The organism is Streptomyces sp. NPDC047886, assembly GCF_043204435.1.
Classification (GTDB): Bacteria; Actinomycetota; Actinomycetes; order Streptomycetales; family Streptomycetaceae; genus Streptomyces.
Genome location: NZ_JBIDCF010000010.1, coordinates 54,782 through 72,934, shown reverse-complemented (window position 1 = coordinate 72,934; position 18,153 = coordinate 54,782). Strand labels below are relative to the sequence as shown.

Annotated in this window: 21 protein-coding genes and 1 pseudogene; 9 read left to right on the top strand and 13 right to left on the bottom strand. The window is 73.0% G+C overall.

Translation table 11 applies throughout. The features are described 5' to 3' along the window. Positions 1-286: 286 nt before the first annotated feature. The 3 genes from ACGF5U_RS27115 to ACGF5U_RS27105 all read left to right on the top strand — a co-directional run bounded on the left by ACGF5U_RS27115 (position 287) and on the right by ACGF5U_RS27105 (position 4,102). A complete protein-coding gene (locus tag ACGF5U_RS27115; RefSeq protein WP_392716869.1) occupies positions 287-1,081 on the top strand; it encodes a class I SAM-dependent methyltransferase in 795 nt (264 codons plus the stop codon). A gap of 199 nt (positions 1,082-1,280) precedes the next feature. Beyond that, complete coding sequence (locus tag ACGF5U_RS27110; RefSeq protein ID WP_392716871.1) at positions 1,281-2,432, top strand: NlpC/P60 family protein; 1,152 nt, start codon at positions 1,281-1,283, stop codon at positions 2,430-2,432. A 323-nt stretch (positions 2,433-2,755) separates the two neighbouring features. Continuing rightward, positions 2,756-4,102 carry a PP2C family protein-serine/threonine phosphatase gene (locus ACGF5U_RS27105; protein WP_392716873.1) on the top strand — a complete coding sequence of 449 codons (1,347 nt, stop codon included), beginning with the start codon at positions 2,756-2,758 and terminating at the stop codon, positions 4,100-4,102. A gap of 249 nt (positions 4,103-4,351) precedes the next feature. On the opposite strand, the gene ACGF5U_RS27100 is transcribed toward ACGF5U_RS27105, so the two are convergent. The 3 genes from ACGF5U_RS27100 to ACGF5U_RS27090 form a co-directional block, all read right to left on the bottom strand. After that, positions 4,352-4,693 (bottom strand): DUF2516 family protein, encoded by a 342-nt coding sequence (locus tag ACGF5U_RS27100; protein WP_392716875.1) that lies wholly within the window; start codon positions 4,691-4,693, stop codon positions 4,352-4,354. Positions 4,694-4,824: 131 nt separating this feature from the next. Next, positions 4,825-5,415 (bottom strand): hypothetical protein, encoded by a 591-nt coding sequence (locus ACGF5U_RS27095; RefSeq protein ID WP_392716877.1) that lies wholly within the window; start codon positions 5,413-5,415, stop codon positions 4,825-4,827. Between the two features lie 28 nt (positions 5,416-5,443). Then, a complete protein-coding gene (locus ACGF5U_RS27090; protein WP_392716879.1) occupies positions 5,444-5,836 on the bottom strand; it encodes a helix-turn-helix domain-containing protein in 393 nt (130 codons plus the stop codon). Positions 5,837-5,995: 159 nt separating this feature from the next. Between ACGF5U_RS27090 and ACGF5U_RS27085 the strand changes: the two are divergent. Further along, positions 5,996-6,630, top strand: a pseudogene (locus tag ACGF5U_RS27085) (alpha/beta hydrolase family protein); the annotation flags it as partial. A 371-nt stretch (positions 6,631-7,001) separates the two neighbouring features. Here ACGF5U_RS27085 and ACGF5U_RS27080 read toward each other — a convergent pair. Then, positions 7,002-8,045: a saccharopine dehydrogenase family protein gene (locus tag ACGF5U_RS27080; protein ID WP_392716881.1), complete on the bottom strand. Its 1,044-nt coding sequence runs from the start codon at positions 8,043-8,045 to the stop codon at positions 7,002-7,004. 129 nt (positions 8,046-8,174) lie between these two features. Between ACGF5U_RS27080 and ACGF5U_RS27075 the strand changes: the two genes are divergently transcribed. From ACGF5U_RS27075 to ACGF5U_RS27065, 3 genes are all read left to right on the top strand, one after another. Then, positions 8,175-9,110 (top strand): helix-turn-helix domain-containing protein, encoded by a 936-nt coding sequence (locus ACGF5U_RS27075; RefSeq protein WP_392716883.1) that lies wholly within the window; start codon positions 8,175-8,177, stop codon positions 9,108-9,110. A gap of 138 nt (positions 9,111-9,248) precedes the next feature. Next, on the top strand, positions 9,249-9,374 hold the full coding sequence (locus ACGF5U_RS27070) for a hypothetical protein (protein ID WP_392716885.1): 126 nt from the start codon (positions 9,249-9,251) through the stop codon (positions 9,372-9,374). A 393-nt stretch (positions 9,375-9,767) separates the two neighbouring features. Then, a complete protein-coding gene (locus ACGF5U_RS27065; protein WP_392716887.1) occupies positions 9,768-10,361 on the top strand; it encodes a DinB family protein in 594 nt (197 codons plus the stop codon). A 318-nt stretch (positions 10,362-10,679) separates the two neighbouring features. Here ACGF5U_RS27065 and ACGF5U_RS27060 read toward each other — a convergent pair whose 3' ends face one another. Beyond that, a complete protein-coding gene (locus tag ACGF5U_RS27060; RefSeq protein WP_392716889.1) occupies positions 10,680-11,030 on the bottom strand; it encodes a winged helix-turn-helix transcriptional regulator in 351 nt (116 codons plus the stop codon). 45 nt (positions 11,031-11,075) lie between these two features. On the opposite strand from ACGF5U_RS27060, the gene ACGF5U_RS27055 reads away from it, so the two are divergent. Beyond that, positions 11,076-11,963, top strand: coding sequence for an NAD(P)-dependent oxidoreductase (locus ACGF5U_RS27055; RefSeq protein WP_392716891.1), 888 nt, complete (start codon positions 11,076-11,078; stop codon positions 11,961-11,963). Positions 11,964-12,067: 104 nt separating this feature from the next. On the opposite strand, the gene ACGF5U_RS27050 is transcribed toward ACGF5U_RS27055, so the two are convergent. Beyond that, on the bottom strand, positions 12,068-12,247 hold the full coding sequence (locus tag ACGF5U_RS27050) for a hypothetical protein (RefSeq protein ID WP_392716893.1): 180 nt from the start codon (positions 12,245-12,247) through the stop codon (positions 12,068-12,070). Positions 12,248-12,249: 2 nt separating this feature from the next. Then, the gene (locus ACGF5U_RS27045; protein WP_392716895.1) at positions 12,250-12,591 is read right to left on the bottom strand and encodes a DUF397 domain-containing protein; all 342 of its coding nucleotides are present in this window, start codon (positions 12,589-12,591) and stop codon (positions 12,250-12,252) included. 259 nt (positions 12,592-12,850) lie between these two features. Between ACGF5U_RS27045 and ACGF5U_RS27040 the strand changes: the two genes are divergently transcribed. Then, entirely contained in the window at positions 12,851-13,387 is a 537-nt protein-coding gene (locus ACGF5U_RS27040) for a DUF1203 domain-containing protein (protein ID WP_392716897.1), read from the top strand. A gap of 59 nt (positions 13,388-13,446) precedes the next feature. On the opposite strand, the gene ACGF5U_RS27035 is transcribed toward ACGF5U_RS27040, so the two are convergent. The 6 genes from ACGF5U_RS27035 to ACGF5U_RS27010 all read right to left on the bottom strand — a co-directional run bounded on the left by ACGF5U_RS27035 (position 13,447) and on the right by ACGF5U_RS27010 (position 18,120). Continuing rightward, entirely contained in the window at positions 13,447-13,995 is a 549-nt protein-coding gene (locus tag ACGF5U_RS27035; RefSeq protein ID WP_392716899.1) for a hypothetical protein, read from the bottom strand. A gap of 4 nt (positions 13,996-13,999) precedes the next feature. Continuing rightward, on the bottom strand, positions 14,000-14,368 hold the full coding sequence (locus ACGF5U_RS27030) for a TetR/AcrR family transcriptional regulator C-terminal domain-containing protein (protein ID WP_392716901.1): 369 nt from the start codon (positions 14,366-14,368) through the stop codon (positions 14,000-14,002). A 248-nt stretch (positions 14,369-14,616) separates the two neighbouring features. Further along, positions 14,617-14,745, bottom strand: a complete 129-nt coding sequence (locus tag ACGF5U_RS27025) for a hypothetical protein (protein WP_392716903.1) — start codon at positions 14,743-14,745, stop codon at positions 14,617-14,619. Between the two features lie 152 nt (positions 14,746-14,897). Further along, a complete protein-coding gene (locus ACGF5U_RS27020) occupies positions 14,898-16,166 on the bottom strand; it encodes a GNAT family N-acetyltransferase (RefSeq protein ID WP_392716905.1) in 1,269 nt (422 codons plus the stop codon). Positions 16,167-16,268: 102 nt separating this feature from the next. After that, positions 16,269-17,207 (bottom strand): asparaginase, encoded by a 939-nt coding sequence (locus ACGF5U_RS27015; RefSeq protein WP_392716963.1) that lies wholly within the window; start codon positions 17,205-17,207, stop codon positions 16,269-16,271. 283 nt (positions 17,208-17,490) lie between these two features. After that, on the bottom strand, positions 17,491-18,120 hold the full coding sequence (locus ACGF5U_RS27010) for an ABC transporter substrate-binding protein (protein ID WP_392716907.1): 630 nt from the start codon (positions 18,118-18,120) through the stop codon (positions 17,491-17,493). Positions 18,121-18,153: the final 33 nt, after the last annotated feature.

Below are 18,153 nucleotides of genomic sequence, written 5' to 3'. Positions count from 1 at the left end.
GCCCCCGGCCGCCGGGTGGCCGCCGGGTGGCCGCCCCGCGGCCAGTCCCGTGGCCAGTCCCGTGGTCCGCCCCCTGGCCAGTCCCGTGGCCGTCGCGTGGCCAGTCCCGTGGTCCGCCCCATGGCCAGTCCCATGGTCGTCCCGTGGCCAATCCCGTGGCCAGTCCCATGGCCGTCCCGTGCAGCGGTGCCCGGCGCGCCGCTGTCCGCCTCCTCGGCGGTGGGCACGCGCGCCCGTCCCGAGGTGGCCGTCCGCTTCCCATGGCGGAGCGTTTACGCTCGTCGGCATGGCCCCGCGCACCACCCGTCCCGTCGGTACGCCGACTCGCGGGACCACCAACCCGAACCGGCTGCGCCGGATGGACCGCTGGATCGCGGCCGTGCACGGGCCGGCGCTGCGGCGCGGCGACGAGGCGCCCGTCGCGGTCGACCTCGGGTACGGGGCGGCGCCCTGGACGGCCGTGGAGCTGCTGGAGCGGCTCCGTACCGCCGACCCGCGCGCCCGGGTCGTGGGCATCGAGATCGAACCCGCCCGCGTCGCCGCCGCGCAGCCGTACGCGCGCGAGGGCCTGTCCTTCGCGCACGGCGGCTTCGAGATCCCGGTCGAAGGGCCCGTGGCCCTGATCCGCGCCGCGAACGTGCTGCGCCAGTACGACGAGGCCGACGTCCAGGCCGTGTGGGCGCGGCTGTGCGGGCGCCTCGCACCCGACGGGCTCCTCGTGGAGGGCACCTGCGACGAGATCGGGCGCCGCCATGTGTGGGTCGCGCTCGGGCCCGAGGGGCCGCGCACCGTGACGTTCGCCACTCGCCTCGGTTCGCTGGAGCGCCCGTCGGACCTCGCCGAGCGGCTCCCGAAGGCGCTGATCCACCGGAACGTCCCGGGAGAACCGGTGCACGCGTTCCTGCGGGACTTCGACCGGGCGTGGGCGGCGGCCGCCCCGTACGCCTCGCTGGGCGCCCGCCAGCGGTGGATCGCGACCGCGACCGCGCTCGCGGCGGACTGGCCGCTGGTGGACGGGCGGCGGCGCCGGCGGCAGGGGGAGCTCACGGTCCGCTGGGAGGCTCTCGCCCCGGCGGGTTGACGCCACCTGACGCGTCCGCGCGCCGGTGTGGGAACGTACGGCGTGGATCTTTCGTCCCCTATGGGACGGGGTGTGGCGGGGTCAGGCGCGTACACCTCTGTTGATTTGCCGCGGGCCGTGGCACGATCTCGGGGGCCAGTGAAGTTACTGACGGTAAATCACATCTGCGTACGGGCAGGTCCGGAGGGGGAAGAAGCTTGTGAACCGACGTCGCTGTGCCGCCACGTCCACGACCGTCGCCGCCGCGATCGCCGTGGTCTGCGCCCTGACCGTGCTGGCGTCACCGGTCCAGGCCGCCCATGCCGCCCCCGCAGCTCCCGCAGCCCCCACCGCTCCGGCCGCTCCGGCCACTCCGGCCGCTCCGGCCGCTCCGGCCGCCCCCGGCCCGCAGCCCTCGCCGGGCGCGCCCGCGCCGAAGAAGAGCCTGGAGCAGGTGCGCCAGGAGATCGACGAGCTGTACCGGCAGGCCGCGTCCGCCACCGACGCGTACAACCTCGCCGAAGAGCAGGCGAAGAAGCAGTCCGCCCAGATCGTGAAGCTGGCCCAGGCGATCGTCGAGGGCCAGGCCCGGATCGAGGACCTGAAGCGGCGCGCCGGTGCCGCCGCCCGCGCCCAGTACCGCAACGGCGGCATACCGGACGAGGCCCAACTCGTCCTCACCGACGACCCGCAGCTCTTCCTGGACAACGCGGGCCGCCTCCAGCAGGGCCAGAAGGCCACCAAGGACCTGCTCGCCGAACTCCGCACCAAGCAGGCCGACCTGGAGACGTACACCAGGGACGCCAGCAGCGAGTGGACCAAGCTGGAGGCCAACCGCGTCAAGCAGGACAAGGCGAAGAAGATGATCAACTCCAAGATCGCCGCCGCCGAGAAGTTGGAGTCCCAGCTGGAGGCGGAGGAGCGCGAGCGGCTGCTCAAGCTGGAGCAGCAGGCGCAGTACCGGGCACAGACCCAGTGGCTCGGCTCGGGCGCGCTCAAGGAGATCAACCGCAGCGCGAGCGCCCAGGGCCGCAAGGCGATCGAGTTCGCCACGTCGCAGATCGGCAAGCCGTACGTCTGGGGCGCGGAAGGCCCCGACTCGTACGACTGCTCGGGGCTGACCCAGCGGGCGTGGGGCGTGGCCGGCAAGGGCATACCCCGGACCTCGCAGGAGCAGTGGCGGCTGCTGCCCCGCATCGACATCAAGGACATGCGCCCCGGCGACCTGATCATCTACCACGCCGACGCGAGTCACGTGGGGATGTACATCGGCGACGGCGCGATCGTGCACGCCCCCCGGCCTGGCCGCACGGTGACGATGGCGGGCGCGGGCTCGATGCGGATCCTGGGCGTCGTACGCCCGGACCGGTAGGCAGGGGCGGGGCCCTCCCGGCCCCGGCTTCCCGGTCCCCGGCCTCCCGGTCGGGGCCTCCCGGCCCCAAGCCTCCCGGTCAGGGCCTCCCGGTCAGGGCCTCCCCGCCGCACCACCTCCGTACCTCGTCACGCGCGTACGCCCTTCCGCGTGATGTTCGTCATGGGCGCGGGAGCAACTACCTCCCCATCCGCGGCATATGCCGACGGCTCTTCACTGATCGCCATTCCGTTCGGACGTCACGTACCGCTATGGTCCCGGTCGGTGGGGCGTCGCCCGGCGTTCCACCCGCGCCCTCGGGGGGAGGGAAGGAAACCGAACCGATGCCCGTACCCGTACCGCGACAGAGGGTGAACGCTCTCGGACAGTCAGCTCCGGTCGACGCCCCCGACGCGGTGACCGTCGGCGCGACGGCTCAGGAGCCCGGCAGCCCCGCCGGCAGCGGCTCCGCAGGCTCGGCCGGTTCCGGTCCCCTCGGATCGGGCTCCGGCGGTGATCTCACCCTCCTCGTGATCGAGGACGACCCGGCGGGCACCTTCACCGTCCCCGAGGTGACCGACGCCTCCGGCGGCCGCGTCCGGATCCGTACCGCCCGCAACCTCACCGAGGCGGAACGGCTTCTCACCGACGACGTCCACTGCGTCCTCGTGGACCTCGCCCTGCCCGGTGCGCGCCGCGGCGACGACCCGCTCGCGCCCCTGCGCCATGTGCTGCGCCTCGCGCCCCGGCACGCCGTGCTGGCCCTGGCCACCTCCGACGACACGGAACTCGCCGCCGAGGCGGTACGGGCCGGCGCGCAGGACCACCTCCTGCGCGAGGAACTCGACGGACCGCTGCTCAGCCGCGCCATCCGGTACGCCGTGGAGCGCAAGCGCGCCGACTCGGCCCAGGTGAAGCTGGCCGAGTCCCGGCTGCGGGCGCAGGAGAACGCCCGGCTGGAGCGGGGCCTGCTGCCTACGCCGCTGCTCCAGGGCTCCGACCTGCGGTTCGCCGCGCGGTACCGGCCGGGCCGCTCACGCGCCCTGTTGGGCGGCGACTTCTACGACACGGTGCGCACCCCGGACGGCACCGTGCACGCCATGATCGGCGACGTGTGCGGGCACGGCCCGGACGAGGCGGCGCTCGGCGTGGAGCTGCGCATAGCGTGGCGGGCGCTGACGTTCGCCGGGCTGTGCGGCGACGAACTGCTCTCCACCCTCCAGCGGGTCCTGGAGCACGAACGCGAGAACGACGAGATCTTCGCGACCCTGTGCACGCTCGACATCGCGCCGGACGGGCGGCGGGCCGGGCTGTGCCTGGCCGGCCACCCCGCGCCGCTGATAGCCCGGCCGGGCGAGGGCGCCAAGCTCCTCCCGTACGAGAACGGGGGCCCGGCGCTGGGGCTGCTGCCGCAGGCCAGGTGGCCGCGCCGCCAGGTGGAGCTGGGCGGCGTCTGGAGCCTGATCATGTACACGGACGGGCTCATCGAGGGGCGCTCGGCGGGCCCCGGGTCGCCGCGTCTGGGTCAGGACGGGATGGTCGAGATGGTCAATCGGCAGCTGGCGCGGGGCGTCGGCGGGGAGGAGCTCCTGGAGGCCTCGGTGGCCGAGGTGCGGGAGCTGAACGGCGGAGAGCTGACGGACGACGTGGCGGTGCTGCTGCTGGACCGCGGCGGCCGGCGCCCCGCCTGAGAGCGCCCCGGGGGATGGCAACCAGGGCGTGCCGCGAGGTCCCGGGCGAAGTCCCGGGCGAAGGCGTGCCGCGAGCCCGTGGCCTGCGGGGGCGCCGCCGCGAGCCTCCGGCCCGAGCGGGCGACGGGGGCCGGGCCGTCAAGGGGCCGCACCGGTCCGGGCCGTCAAGGGGCCGCGCCGGTCCGGGCCGTGAAAGGGCCGCGCCGGTGCGGTGACCGGTGCGGCCGCGTCCTACGGGAACGCCCCGGCTCAGCGGCCGCCGTTGTACGGGCCGTACGGGCCGTCGCTGCTGGAACCGCCGCCGCGCGGGCCCCGGCCACCACCGGAGACCTGCTGGAGGGCGGGCCTGACGTCCACCATGAAGACGATCGACGCGACGAGCCCGGCCAGCTGCAGGATCAGCATCGGGACGAGCAGGTCCACGGCGACCGTGACACCCAGGACGATCAGCCAGAAGGGCTTGGTCTTCTTGTCGGCGGCGCGGTAGGCGTCCTCACGCGCGGTCGCCGCGAAGAAGAGGGCGACCACGGCGAGCGCGATCATGGCGATATTGAGCAGCCACAGGAAAGTCCCGAATCCTGCCATCAGCATGGGAGAGCACCGCCTAGTCAGAGAGTGAAGCGCCTCGCGGCCAAGGTACCCGTACAACGCCCCGACGACGCCGAATGTGCCCGGCCGGCCGCAGCGCGCGTCCGACCGGGCACCGATGACGTCAGGTCGGCCTACTTGTCGGCGGCCGGAGCGGTCTTCTTCGCGGCGGCCTTGCGGGCGGGCACCTTGCGGGCGGCCGGCTTGCGCGCGGCGGGAACCTCGTCGGCGCCGGCGGCGGGCTTCGCGTCCGCCTCGGACTCGGCCTGGGCCTGGGGCTTGGGCTCGGGGTCCGGCTCCACGGCGATGGCGATCTCGGTGATCTCCTCGGCCGCCTCGCCGCGCCACTCCTTCACGGCCTGCTCGCCGTGCTCGGCCACGCGCTCGTACGTCTCCCGGGCCTTGACCGCGTACTCGGCGGCCACGCCGACGCTCCGCAGCGCCAGGTCCTGGGCGGTCTCACCGAGCTTCTTCAGGTCGGTGTCGAGCCCGCCGACCACCTCGGCGACCTTCGCCGTCACGGTGGCCTGCGCCTCCTTGGCCTGCGCGGCCACCTTCTCCTGCACGGCCTTGGGGTCGGTGTTGCGCACCGCCTCGATCCGGGCGGGTGCCTCGGCGGCGATCTGCTCGATCAGGCCGGGGACCTTCCTGGCCTGCCGCACGGCCAGATCGGCCGTACCGGCGGCGAAGTAGAGGGGGGTACGCAGCTCTTCGATGATGGCCATGACGGTGTGGTCCTCCCGGAACGCGAGGTCAGAGGTCGGGTGAGGTCGTGTCATCGGCGTCCTTGGCCCCCGTGTCGAGTCCGTTCTCCTTGCGGAAGGACTCGTAGATCTGGAGCAGCACCTGCTTCTGCCGCTCGTTGATCGAAGGGTCGGCGAGGATGACGGCACGCGTCTCCAACTCCTCGCGCTCCCGCTCGTCCAGGATCCCGGCGCGCACGTACAGCGTCTCGGCGGAGATCCGCAGCGCCTTGGCGACCTGCTGGAGCACCTCCGCGCTCGGCTTGCGCAGCCCGCGCTCGATCTGGCTCAGATACGGGTTGGACACCCCGGCGGCATCGGCGAGCTGCCGCAACGACAGCTGCGCGTTGCGCCGCTGCTCGCGCAGGTACTCACCGAGATTGCCGACGTTGAGCGATGCCATGCCTCGATGGTGCACCACCATTGCTAACTTTTGCAAGCGCCTGCTTGCAAAAGTGCCCACGCGGCGACGTGGTGCGCACAGCTGTCCTGTCTCTGCGATGTGTCATGGCGAACGTGCGGTGGCTGGCCGGCTACCGGCACCCGCGGGCGCACCGCCCGGCGCGCCGAGGACATGACCCACATCCTCGATCGGCTCGACGTGATAGAGCGCACCGTGCCGCAGCTCGCGGGGCGGATCGACCCCACCAAGGTCGCCGTCGCCGGACACTCGCTCGGCGGCTTCACCGCCGCCCTCCTGCTGGGCGCCGGGCTCGACGACCCCGGCACCGGCAGCGTGGTGCACCTCGTCGAGCCCCGGATCAAGACAGGCGTACTGCTCGCCGCGCCCGGCAGAGGTGGCGAAGTCCTCAACGGGCCCATGGCCGAGCAGTGGCCGATCATCGGGGCCGTCGACTTCTCCACCATGACCGCACCCGCGCTGGTCGTCGCCGGCGACAAGGACGATTCCCGGCACTTCACAGACATGGGGCCGGACTGGCACGCCGACCCCCACACCCTCGCCCCTGGCCCCAAGACCCTGCTCACCCTGTTGGACGCGGAGCACGGACTTGGCGGGATCGCGGATACGACGCCGCCGAGACCACGGACGAGAACCCCGAGCGAGTCGCCGCCCTCGCCCGGCTCACCGCGGCCTACCTCAGCACCCAGCTGCACCCCGGCACCCCTACGTGGCCGAACGAATGCGAGGCACTGACGACCGGCCCCGCCCCGGTAGGACGAGTCGAATACAAGTAAGCCTCCCACCCCCACAGCCAGCCTGCCGGGCGAGGCGGAAAGGGCGCATGGGGACAGTCAGCGGGCTCGTACTCGACGACGGTGTCCGGGCAGCCGGCCGCCACGGCCGAAGTGCCTCGGCACCCAGGGCCCCCGGCCGCGATCGGCTGCCTCCGCGCTGCCCAGACTCCTGCACCGTTCGCATCGCAGCCGACCGCGCACACTGCTCAAACTGGTGAACAAACGCTGCCGGTACTCGAGTTCGGGGGCAGCGTTTGTTCAGGACTCCGGGCAGCACCCGTGAGGGTGAGGACATCGAACGAGGACGCCGACGCTCATGTCGTCACGGCTCGCAGAGGGCGCGCTCCCGACGGCCGGGCCGATGGCTCGGGTCAGGCGTTCCGCTTCTGCGGGTGCAGGTCGAGTGTGATGTGCGGGTCGAGCGCGTGCAGGAAGTCGGGGGCGTCGAAGATCTCGCCGGCGGAGGCGACGCCGACGGTCTTGGCGCGGCCGGTCAGGACGCGCTCGAGGGCCTCGGCAACAAGGGGCGCGGTGACGGCGTAGATGTCCTGCCCGCTGGCCGTGGCCCGGCGTTCGGCTCCGCCGGAGCGGACGACGACGTCGACGAGGAAGGTCTGGTTCGAGCGCCCGCTCTCGTCGATGGCGGTCGGGGCCGGCGTGTGGGGGGCGGCAACGTCTCGGACCGCCTCGGCGGTCATGTAGGTGGTCACGTCGGGGATGGAGAGGTGCTGGGGGACGGTGACGACGTCCGCCATCGTGAACTCCCCGATCACCGGCTGGGATCCCATCGGTTCCGGGAAGGTCCACTCCAGGGTGGGCGCGGGGTCGGTGCGGTGCTCCCACTGCCCGCCCCTGTAGCGCAGGCGGTGGTTGCCGCGTCGCTCGCGGGAGACCGCGCCCGAGAGCCGGGTGCCGGCGGTGGGGTGCCAGTTGCTGAGCGCATAGGCGATGTGTGCCTCGTCGGCCTCGGTCCAGTCGCCCACCGCCGCGGTGGCCAGTAGGTCGCCGAGGCCGCCGAAGAAGGCCATGGCCGGGACGATCACCGCTCCCGCGTCCCGGGCCCGTTCGCGGTAGTGGGCGAAGGTGTCGAGGTTGGCCTCAAGCTCGGCGGCCACGTCCAGGTAGGGGATCTCCGCGCGGAGCGCGGCCTCGATCACGGGGCCGATGGTCGATGCGAAGGGGCCGGCGCAGTTGATGACCGCCGCCGTTCCCGCCAGGGCCCGGTCCAGCGAGGCCGGGTCGTCGATCGACGCCACCCGGGCCTCCAGCCCGTGCTCGTGGGCCAGTTCCTCCAAGGTCTGCGCATTGCGCCCGGACAGCACGGGGACGAACCCACGCGCGGCCAGCTCCGCGACCACGAACCGCCCGGTGTGACCGTATGCGCCGAACACCGTCACCAGCTGACCTGACCCCATGAGACTGCTCCCGTGCACTCGAACGCCCGCTGCGAGGTCCCTCCGCTGCGGCCTGGACTCCCCCATCCTGTCCCTCGGGCAGCACCCCGTGCGAGCGTCGGAAACGACATGCCACGTACAGTTTCGGACATGCCCGCTGTCGCGCTGGCCGTCACCGACGGCATGCTCCACTACGAACTGTCCGTGGCCGTCGAGGTCTTCGGAACCGACCTGACCCACATCGTGGACCCCTGGTACGACTTCTCCCTCTGCGGCAGCGGTCCGGTGCACGTCGGCCGCTTCCGCTTGGAACCCGACCACGGACTCGACCACCTCGCGCACGCGGACACAGTGATCGTCCCTGGCTGGGTCGACACCGACCGCGACCCGCCCGCCGAGCTGGTCGAGGCGGTGCGTGCGGCCCACGCCGCCGGTGCCCGCGTGGCCTCACTGTGCACGGGCGCCTTCGTCCTGGGCGCGGCAGGACTGCTCGACGGCAGGCGCGCCACCACACACTGGGCCCACACGCGGGAACTGGCCCGGCGCCACCCGGCGGCCACCGTCGATCCGGACGTCCTCTACGTCGACAACGGCGACGTCCTCACCTCCGCGGGCAAGGCCGCCGCCATGGACCTGTGCCTGCACCTGGTCCGCCTCGACCACGGCTCGGCCAACGCCAACAAGATCGCCCGACGCCTGGTCATCCCACCCCACCGCGACGGCGGCCAGGCCCAGTTCATCGCCACCCCCCTCCCCGCCCCGGGCAACCACCCCCTGCGTGAGCTCTTCCCCTGGGTGCTGGAGCGGCTGGACCAGCCGCTGACCGTGGAGGACCTGGCCCGCCAGGCCCGCATGAGCTCACGCCACCTCGGCCGCCATTTCAAGCACCTCACCGGCACCACGCCACTGCAATGGCTCCACACCCAGCGCATTCGCCACGCCCAGGAACTGCTGGAGACCACCGACGCCACCGTGGACACCATCGCCGCAGCCACCGGCATGGGCACCGCCACCACCTTGCGCCGCCACTTCCACCGCAACGTCGGCGTCCCACCCGACACCTACCGCCGCACCTTCCGTACCTGACTGAAGGATCAGGTGCGGCGGCAGGCTCCGGCTCCCACCGCAGGTGGTACGCGTGCGGACCCGCGAGCAGTCCACGGTCGAAGCAGCCGCACCTCCTGCGGCAAGTGCGACCCCCGCAGTGTTCTCCAGCCGTGCGCCGTGCAGGAACAGGCCGCTGAGCAGCTGTGCGCCGGGGAGCCGCAGTCCGCGTTGCGTGGTGAGCTGCCGGCCGAAGAAGCCGCCATCCAGCACGAGGCCGCCCGCGAGCACTGCCCGCTCTGCTGAGCTCGCGATCCTGGCATCCGAGAGCAGCAGATTTCCGGCCATACGAGCATTGACGACTATGAGAGAGCCCCCTTCGAGAGCCGACCGCCTCAGGTCCAGGTCACTACCGCTTTGGGCGAGTTCGGCGTTGATCGTTCGCGCCGAGCGACAGCGCCGCCACGACGGCCGCGCGGACAGTACGGTCGGTGCCCCACCGGTCGCCCGCAGCGGGAGCGCCCGCCTCGGGCGCGCCTGTGCGCAGATCAACGCGACGCCCCTCGGGAAAGGCATCCCACAGCTCGCGCTCCGGCGGGGTCAAGTCGTCATAGGACCGCACTCATGCAGCGCGTCTCACCCCAGATGACCCACCGCTGGTCACAGCCACACCGTGATCACCTTCACTGAGACAGGACAATGACCACATCCGACGCCAAGACCGACCTTCGCTTCTACCTGCAATCCGCCCGCGACGCCCTGTTGTGGAAGCTCGAAGGGCTGGCGGAGTACGACGCTCGACGGCCGCTGACGCCGACCGGCACCAACCTGCTGGGGTTGGTGAAACACGTGGCCGGGGTGGAGCTGGGTTACCTCGGGGACACCTTCGGACGGCCGTCCGGCGAGCCGCTGCCGTGGCTTGAGGACGGCGCCGAGACCAACGCGGACATGTGGGCCACCGCCGACGAGTCGCGCGAGGACATCGTGGGGCTCTACCGCCGGGCGTGGGCACACGCGGACGCGACGATCGACGCGCTCGCGCTGGACACGGTCGGCAGGGTGCCGTGGTGGCCCGACGGCAAGGACGAGGTGACGCTGCATCATGCCGTCGTGCGCGTGATCGCCGATACGCACCGGCACGCCGGGCACGCGGACATCGTCCGCGAACTCCTCGACGGTGCCGTGGGGATGAACGAGGGCAACGACAGCGTGCCGCCCGGCGACGCGGCCTGGTGGGCGAACCATCGCGACCGGCTGGAGCGGGTGGCCCGGGAGGCCGGCCGAGACGCCTGACGGCGACCGGTCGGCCGCTCGCGGTGGGGCGTCTCTCGACCGAGGGGCGCCCCCTCATCGAAGTACCCACTTTTTTGTGGGTACTTGGCAGGGGATGACGGTGGCGCGAAGGTGGTTTCGGGCGGTCGGAGTGCTGCCGGAGCCAGGGGAAGGCGGGACGGAGTCGGGGGAGGTCGGATGGCGTCGGGGAGGTGGGACGGAGTCGGGGAGGCGAGGCGGAGTCGGGGAGGCGAGGCGGAGTCGGCTTCGGCTTCGGGGACGTGGGACGGGTCGGGAAGGCGGGACGGGGTCGGCTGCGGCTTCGGCTTCGGCTTCGTGTCAGGAGGCTGATCGCGTCTCGGCCAGCTTCTCCAGGCGGCGATGGCCCCAGTCGGACAGGGCGGCCAGCGCCTCGGAGAGTTCGCGGCCGAAGTCGGTGAGCGAGTACACGGTCTTCAGCGGCAGGGTGTCGTGCACCTCCCGGTGCACCAGCCCGTCCGTCTCCATCTCACGCAGCGCCTGAGTCAGCACCTTCTCGCTGAGGCCCGGAAGCCGTCGGCGCAGTTCACCGGGCCGGTGCGGTCCCGACTCCAGCAGCCAGAGCAGCGCGGTCTTCCACTTGCCGTCGATCACGGCGATCGCGGCGGTTACCCCGCAGACGTCCGCGTCCTGGGCACGACCGCGCGTCATATCCGCCCCTTTCATCCACGTTTGTTCACTTACAGGAGTTGCATCATGACCATGTCCCCCGAACAGTCTGCCGTCACCGTGCTCGGTCTGGGGCCGATGGGCCGGGCTCTCGCCGGTGCCTTCCTGGACGCCGGACTGCGGACCACCGTATGGAACCGGACGCCGGGCCGGGGCCGGGAACTGGGCGCGCGCGGGGCGGTGATCGCGCGGACCCCGGAGGAGGCGGTCGCCGCGAGCGGGCTCGTCGTGGTCTGCGTGGTCAACTACGACGCGGCGGACGCCATTCTGCGGCGTGACGCCGTCACCGACGCGCTCAAGGGACGCACCGTCGTCAACCTGACGGCCGACACCCCCGACCGCGCCCGGGACACGGCGGACTGGGCGGCCGGGCACGGCATCCGCTACCTCGACGGTGCGATCATGACGCCGACCACGACGATCGGCACGCCTGCCGCGGTGTTCATCCACGCCGGCCCGGAGGAGCTCTACCGGGAGCACCGGACCGTGCTGGACGCGCTGGGCGGCACCCACACCCACCTCGGCGAGGAGATCGGCCGGGCCGCGGCGTACGACATCGCGCTGCTCGACATCTTCTGGACCGCGATGGCGGGTTACGCCCACGCGGTGGCGGTGGCGCGCGCGGAGGGCGTCACCGCGCGGGAGCTGGCGCCGTTCGCCCAGGGCATCGGGGCGATCCTGCCGCCGATCTTCGAACAGGCCGCGGAGGACATGGACAGCGGCGACTTCTCCGGTGAGGGCAACCCGCTCACCTCCGCGGTGTCGTCCATGGCCCACATCGTCCACACCTCGGAGGGCCACGGCATCGACGCGGGCGTGATGCGCGCTGCGGAGGGCATGGCCCGCCGCACCGTGGGACTGGGCCACGGCGCGGACGGGTTCATGCGGATCGCTGAGGTCCTGGGCCGCCGCTGAGGCCGGGCCCCCAGGCCCCCGGCGGGTCCCAGGTCCCCGGGCCTCGGGTCCCGGGCCCCCGGGGCACGCGCGTGCCCCGGGGGCCGGTGCGGCGGGCCGCCCGCCTACCGGCTGGTCGCGAGCGCTCCTATGCGGGTGGCCCCGCCGCAGTCCGGGCAGGAGACGACGACCACGCCCTCGTACACCAGCGTGATGGTGCCCGAGCCGCGGCATTCGCCGCAGGGGGCGTCGCCGTACAGCCGCCGCGCTTCCGTGAACCGGCGGGTGACACAGTCGGAGTCCATGATCACCCGCTTACCAGGGCGGCAGGGTCGGTCAGTTCGTCGTCCGACGCCATCAGGTCGTCGAACTCGCCCGCCTTCACGCCCTCGAAGAACTTCCGGATCTCCGCGCGGCTGAAGTACAGGACCGCGCTGGCCGGGTCCTTGTCGTCCGACAGGGCCACCATGCGGGTCCCGTCCGGGATGCTGGGGTGCGGGTGTCCCTTGGCGTCGGGCGCCTCGGCCAGGATCACGCAGTCCTTGAGGATCGGATCCAGGTCCGTCCTGCTCGATTTACGCCACTGCAGGCCCGTGGCATGGCGGTTCTCGTAACGCTTGGTCGTACGGCCGTTGGTGATGGTGCCCATGGTGGTGTTTCCTTTCTGAGGGGACGTGACTGTCCTCGCAGCCCCGTTCCGACACGGTCCCGCCCGGAACCGGTCCCCTGCGACCGGTTTCGGGGATGCGCTCCTCCTCGCCATACGGACGCCATGGGCATGAGCGTTCGACCACCGCGCCCGGGTCCGATCCGCGCCGGATACCGCTCCGGATGCCGCTCCGGTGCCCGCCGAGCCTGACGTCGGAATTCCGCCAGCTTCCCGGGGGCGGGCCGCCGACGCTGGACGCATGACCGCGTACACACCGCTCGCCATCCCCTCCGCCGCTCTCGCCGAACTCCGCGACGCCGACGACGCCGGGCAGCCACTCCGGCCGTACACGGCGGGCGAGGACGGCGCTTCGCCCGACTGCGTGGGCAGTCCGCTGCGCTGTTGCCTGCGGGCCGTCGAACCCGGTGAACGGGTCGCCCTCGTCTCCTACGCTCCGCTGCGGCGCTGGGCCGCCGAGACCGGTGCCGAACCCGGTGCGTACGAGGAGACAGGGCCGGTGTTCATCCACGCCGACGCCTGCGAGGGGCCGCAGGACACGCAGGACACGCGGGGCATGCGGGGCTATCCCTTCGCCCGGCCCGGCGCACTGCGCGCCATCCGTCGCTACGACGCCGGGGGCCACATCGTCGGCGGTCGCCTCTTCGAGATCCCCGAGGACGCCGACGCCGGGTTCGACCAGGCCATCGGGGAGGCGTTCGCCGACCCCGGGGTGGTGCTGGTGCACGTACGGGCCGTGGAGTACGGCTGCTTCCACTTCGAGGTGCGCCGCCCGTAGGTCACGCACCCCGCTCGGGGCCGTTCCCGGCCGGGCCGGGGCTCAGCGGGGCGTGGGGCTCAGCGGGTCCAGAGCGTCAGGTCGCTGCTGGTCGCGACGGCGAGGGTACGGCCGGAAGGGGAGAAACCGGCCGCCCGCAGCTCCGAGTAGTCGGCGTGGAAGACCTGCCACCACTCCTTCCCGAGGGACAGCACCACCCGGTGGTGCGGCCAGTCGGGAGCGACGACGTCGACGTACCAGCCGTCGCCGGTGCCGTGGTGCAGCCCGCCGCCGTGGAGGCCCGCGATCCGGACCGGGACGCCGGCGACCGGGCCGAGGCCCGGGCACGTCAGGTCCGGCGAATCGTCCGGAGTACTGGTCTCCAGGTCGGGATCGCGGTCCCGGGCGATCTTCTCGCCGGTCGTGGCGTCGAACAGCCCGTGGCCGTCGGCCGACACGACCATCACCAGGTCCCGGCCGTCGTCCGGGTGCGTGGCGAACCCGATGCCGAGGAGCCCGCCGACGGGGGTCCGGTTGTCGAGCACGGCCCGCCACGGGCCGGGGGCCGGGAGGACCGGGGCGTCGAGGTACCGCTGCCGCAGCCGCTGTTGATACGGGGTGATCGCCATGCCGTCATTCAACCTCGGGCCTGTGGCGCGGTGACGTGCGGGAGATCAGCACCTCGATCCCGTCCAGCAGCCGTTCCAGGCCGAAGCGGAACTCGTGGTCCGGGTCGTCCGGCTCGTCCATGACGCCGACCTCCAGCGCACGGGCGACCGCCGGATAGCGGGCCGGGTCCGCGAGGCGTTTCAGAGTGCGGCCGTAGCGGGCCATCGCCTCCTGCGGCGAGTCGCCGGTCGCCGCCATCGCCGCGTCGAGGTCCGCCATCATCCCGGCCCCGCTGCGCACGAAGCCGCCGACCAGCAGGACCACCGAGATCTTGGCGCCCTCGTCCAGGGGCGTGTCGGCGAGCGCCGCCATCCCCCACTCCCACCACGCCACCGAGTGGGGCGTGACGGGCGGGCCGGATATCGGGACCCGCAGGACCCGCAGGCCGGGGCATCCGCCTCAGCCGCCGCAACGTCGGCGCCGTCATCACCGCCATGGCCCTGCCCGTGATGCTGATGCTGATGCTGATGCTGATCTTCGTGTACTTCTTCGGCGGCGCCATCGAGACCGGTACGGAGTACGTCACGTACGTCGTCCCCGGCGTGCCGGCTGGCTCGCCGCGCTCGGCGTCCTGCTCGCCTTCAGGCGGCGGGCGGGTTCACCTTCTTCATGATGTTCCTGCCGTACCCGAGCAGCGCGGTCGTGCCCGTCGAGACCATGCCCGGCTGGCTGCACGGCTTCGCCGACCACCAGCCCGTCACCCCGGTCATCGAAGCCCTGCGCGGGCTGCTCCTCGACCGACCGGTCGGCGACACGCCATGGATCGCGCTGGCCTGGTGCGCGGGTCTGCTCGCGCTGGCCCTGGCGCTGTCCGGCGCACTGTTCCGCCTGCGGACCCGGTGGACGGTACGGACGCGCGGGGTCAGAAGATGTCCGGGCACCACGCCCGCCGGGGCGCGCGCAGCAGCACGTCCGCACGCGCCGCCGCGCCCGGCGCCGCCTCGGCCACCCGGCCGAGCGCGACCAGCCGCGCCACGGACTCGTCGCCCAGGTAGAGCGTGGCCAGCTCGGCGATGTCCATGACCAGGTCGGGCTCCCGCGTGGTCGGCGCGCAGGCGCCGCCCTCCGGGGACGCCTCCAGCAGGAACCGGCCGCCCGCGAGCCCGGCGGGATCGCGCAGGTCCAGCACGAGCGCACCGGACGCCCCGTACGTCCGCGCCTCCAGGGCCCGTACGACATCGAGGATCCGCACCCACAGCAGGTCCGCGTGCGTGACCACCCGCGCGGCGCGCGGGTCCGGGAGCAGCAGCGGCAGCAGGTCGTCCGGCGCCCGGGAGCCGCTGCGGACGAAGGTGACCCAGTCGACCGAGAAGACGAAGTGCCACAGCGCGCGCTCCGCGGCCGGGGTCACGGCGATCAGGTCCCGTACGGTCGCGGTGTTCAGGGGCTGTTTGCCGTCGTCCCAGGTGGCGTCGGCGGCGTACGCGACGTACCCCTCCAGCTCACCGGAGGCCGAGCGGTACGTGGCGTGGAACGGCTCCGACCAGTTGTCCGCCGGGACGAGTCCGACGCCCGTGGCCCGCTCCCAGTTGCGGGGCGTACGGCTCACGACGCCCTGCCGCAGTACGCGCAGCCGGTCGTGCAGGGCGGGACCGAACCCGCGCACGGCCGCACCGTCCACCAGGTCGATCCGGCCGCCGTCGGCCGGGCCGGAACGGCGCGGGTCGAGGCCGGCCCGGCGCAGGTCGACCTTCCACTCGGTCATCCAGGCAGCCGGGCCGAAGCCGTACCGCCCGTAGATCGGGTACTCGGCGGAGATCAGCGTCGCGACGGCCTCGCCCCGCTCCTTGGCCGCCGCCAGCTCGGTGGCCATCATCCGGCTGAGCAGCCCGCGCCGCCGGTGCGTCGGCGACACGGTCACGTTGGTCACCGCGCTCGCGGGTACCGACGCGCCGCCGACCACGGACAGCTCCTGCGCGAAGGAACGGAAGGTGGCGACGCAGCGCCCCGCGTCGAACGCCCCGAGCGCGCGCACCAGATCCATGTGCGGCCGCCGGACCGCGACCTCCTCGTCCGGCACGGTCGGCGGACGGAGGAACCCGACGTTCAGGGCGCTCAGCCAGTCGGGGAACTCGGACTCGGAGACGGTACGGACGACGGGCCCTGCGGATGACGAGGCGTCGGGCATCATGGGCGTCACGCTAGGCACAGGGCGCGGGCCCGCGCACCCGAGTTTTCCGCGAGCGCCCCCGCGGCCCGTGTGCCCCGGCGCCCCCACGCCGCTCCCGCGCGCTCAGAACGCGGCGCGCAGCTCCCCCACCCGCCGGCCGCCGCCGAGCAGCGGGACGTCGGCGATCCGGGCGAGTACGGGCGCCTGGACGCCCATCCGCTCCAGCGCCCTGGCCAGTACGGGGCCCAGCGCGCGGGCCCCACCGTCATCGATCTTGAACGCGACCGCCCGGCCGTCGGGCAGCGCCACCGCCTGCACCGCCTCCGCGCCCATCTTGGACAGCGCGCCCGGCAGCCCCCGCATCAGCCAGGTCTCGGGCCGCCGCGTCCCCGCCACGTACTCGGGGTGGGCTCGCATCGCGTCGGCGACGCGCCGCCCCGGCGTCCCCGGCTCCGCCAGCACGTACGAGCGGAACGCCCGCGCCAGCCCCACGAGGCTGATCGCCATCAGCGGGGCCCCGCAGCCGTCCGTGCCGACGGCGGTCACCGGCTCGCCCGACGCCGCCTCGACCTCGGACAGGACGAGCCGCTGGAGCGGGTGCCCGGGGTCCAGGTAGCCGGCGCGGTCCCAGCCGTTCAGCGCGCAGGCGGCGAGCATCGCGGCGTGCTTGCCCGAGCAGTTCATGGTGATCCGCTCGCGTACCTGTCCGCCCGCCAGGTACGCCTCCGCCTCCACCGCGTCCAGCGGCAGGGCGGGCGGGGTCCTGAGGTCGGCCTCCGTGAGCCCGTGCTCGGTGAGGATCGTGCGCACGAGGTCCCGGTGGAACGGTTCCCCGGAGTGGCTCGCGGCCGCCACGGCCAGCCGTTCGCCGGACAGGTCAAGGCCCGCCCGCAGCATCGCCGCGGCCTGCATCGGCTTGTTGGACGAGCGCGGGAAGACGGGCGACGCCGGGTCGCCGAGCGCCAGCTCCACGCCGCCGTCGGCGCCCAGGATCACCAGCGAGCCCCGGTGGTGGCCCTCGACGAAGCCCGAACGCACGACCTCGGCGAGCACCGGACGTATCCCTGCGGGGGTGCCGGTCTCGGCTCGGGCCTGGGTTTCGGCTTCTGCTTGGGCCTGGGCTTCAGCTCGGGTTTCGGTTCCGGCTCCGGCTTGGGCTTCAGCTCGGGTTTCGGTTCCGGCTCCGGCTTGGGCCTTGGGAACAGCTCCGGCTGCGGCTTGGGCCTTGGCTTCAGCCACGGCTCCGGCTCCGGCTCCGGCTCCGGCTTCTGTGCCTGCGGCGGTGGAGGGTGACATGGGCGGACGGCCTCCCGGCAGAAGGGGCGACCGGCCCGGAGGGATCGCTTCAGGTGAGCAGGTCGTCCACTTGGGCTTCGCCCTCACGGTACCTGCGGGTGATTTCCGCGCTGCAGTCGTCCGCCGTCCGCTGGAGCTGCTGACGGCGCTGCGACACCTGCTGCTCGTAGCGGGCGAGCCGCCCCATCGCGGCCCTGAGTTCGTCGTCCGTACGGGCGGCCAGGTCCGACAGTTCGATCTCGCCGAGCATCTCGGCGGCCAGCCGCCGGTACTCCTCGCCCCGGGGCGTGGACAGCGTGACGTGCCGGGCGGACGAGCGGTGCCGTGACGGCGCGTCGGCGAGGATCTCGGACAGCCGGTCCACCACCGGCATCTGCGGGCCGGAGCGCCGCGCCAGCTCGGCGCGGAGGATGTCGATCCGGCCGTGCACGAGGCGCCGCACATAGCTCAGGTCGGCCTCGTCGCCGTGCGCGTCACGCCGCAGGGCGCGCAGCTCGGCGAGCCGCAGCGCCTTCAGGTCGGGCCGGCGCGGCTCGGCGGACAGACCGGGTGGGAACTCGGCGGCCGGAACCGCTTCGGCGGTGCGCTGTACGGGCGGGCGCGGTGGCTGCCCCGGCCGGGGCACCCTGGAGGTCATCGGTACGGGACCGGGCGTCTGCCCGGCGCCAGATGTGCTCATGTGTTTCCGTCCCCTCGACCGGTGCTTCAGACA

Bases quoted from the DNA above. Each gene is read 5' to 3' on its own strand.
- ACGF5U_RS27090 (WP_392716879.1), bottom strand. From the start codon at position 5,836: ATGGCATCGCTCAACGTCGGCAATCTCGGTGAGTACCTGCGCGAGCAG.
- ACGF5U_RS27075 (WP_392716883.1), top strand. From the start codon at position 8,175: ATGCCCGCTGTCGCGCTGGCCGTCACCGACGGCATGCTCCACTACGAA.
- ACGF5U_RS27095 (WP_392716877.1), bottom strand. From the start codon at position 5,415: ATGGCCATCATCGAAGAGCTGCGTACCCCCCTCTACTTCGCCGCCGGT.
- ACGF5U_RS27055 (WP_392716891.1), top strand. From the start codon at position 11,076: ATGACCATGTCCCCCGAACAGTCTGCCGTCACCGTGCTCGGTCTGGGG.
- ACGF5U_RS27020 (WP_392716905.1), bottom strand. From the start codon at position 16,166: ATGATGCCCGACGCCTCGTCATCCGCAGGGCCCGTCGTCCGTACCGTC.
- ACGF5U_RS27115 (WP_392716869.1), top strand. From the start codon at position 287: ATGGCCCCGCGCACCACCCGTCCCGTCGGTACGCCGACTCGCGGGACC.
- ACGF5U_RS27035 (WP_392716899.1), bottom strand. From the start codon at position 13,995: ATGGCGATCACCCCGTATCAACAGCGGCTGCGGCAGCGGTACCTCGAC.
- ACGF5U_RS27060 (WP_392716889.1), bottom strand. From the start codon at position 11,030: ATGACGCGCGGTCGTGCCCAGGACGCGGACGTCTGCGGGGTAACCGCC.
- ACGF5U_RS27045 (WP_392716895.1), bottom strand. From the start codon at position 12,591: ATGGGCACCATCACCAACGGCCGTACGACCAAGCGTTACGAGAACCGC.
- ACGF5U_RS27010 (WP_392716907.1), bottom strand. From the start codon at position 18,120: ATGAGCACATCTGGCGCCGGGCAGACGCCCGGTCCCGTACCGATGACC.
- ACGF5U_RS27100 (WP_392716875.1), bottom strand. From the start codon at position 4,693: ATGCTGATGGCAGGATTCGGGACTTTCCTGTGGCTGCTCAATATCGCC.
- ACGF5U_RS27105 (WP_392716873.1), top strand. From the start codon at position 2,756: ATGCCCGTACCCGTACCGCGACAGAGGGTGAACGCTCTCGGACAGTCA.
- ACGF5U_RS27025 (WP_392716903.1), bottom strand. From the start codon at position 14,745: ATGACCGGGGTGACGGGCTGGTGGTCGGCGAAGCCGTGCAGCCAGCCG.
- ACGF5U_RS27050 (WP_392716893.1), bottom strand. From the start codon at position 12,247: ATGGACTCCGACTGTGTCACCCGCCGGTTCACGGAAGCGCGGCGGCTG.
- ACGF5U_RS27040 (WP_392716897.1), top strand. From the start codon at position 12,851: ATGACCGCGTACACACCGCTCGCCATCCCCTCCGCCGCTCTCGCCGAA.
- ACGF5U_RS27080 (WP_392716881.1), bottom strand. From the start codon at position 8,045: ATGGGGTCAGGTCAGCTGGTGACGGTGTTCGGCGCATACGGTCACACC.
- ACGF5U_RS27065 (WP_392716887.1), top strand. From the start codon at position 9,768: ATGACCACATCCGACGCCAAGACCGACCTTCGCTTCTACCTGCAATCC.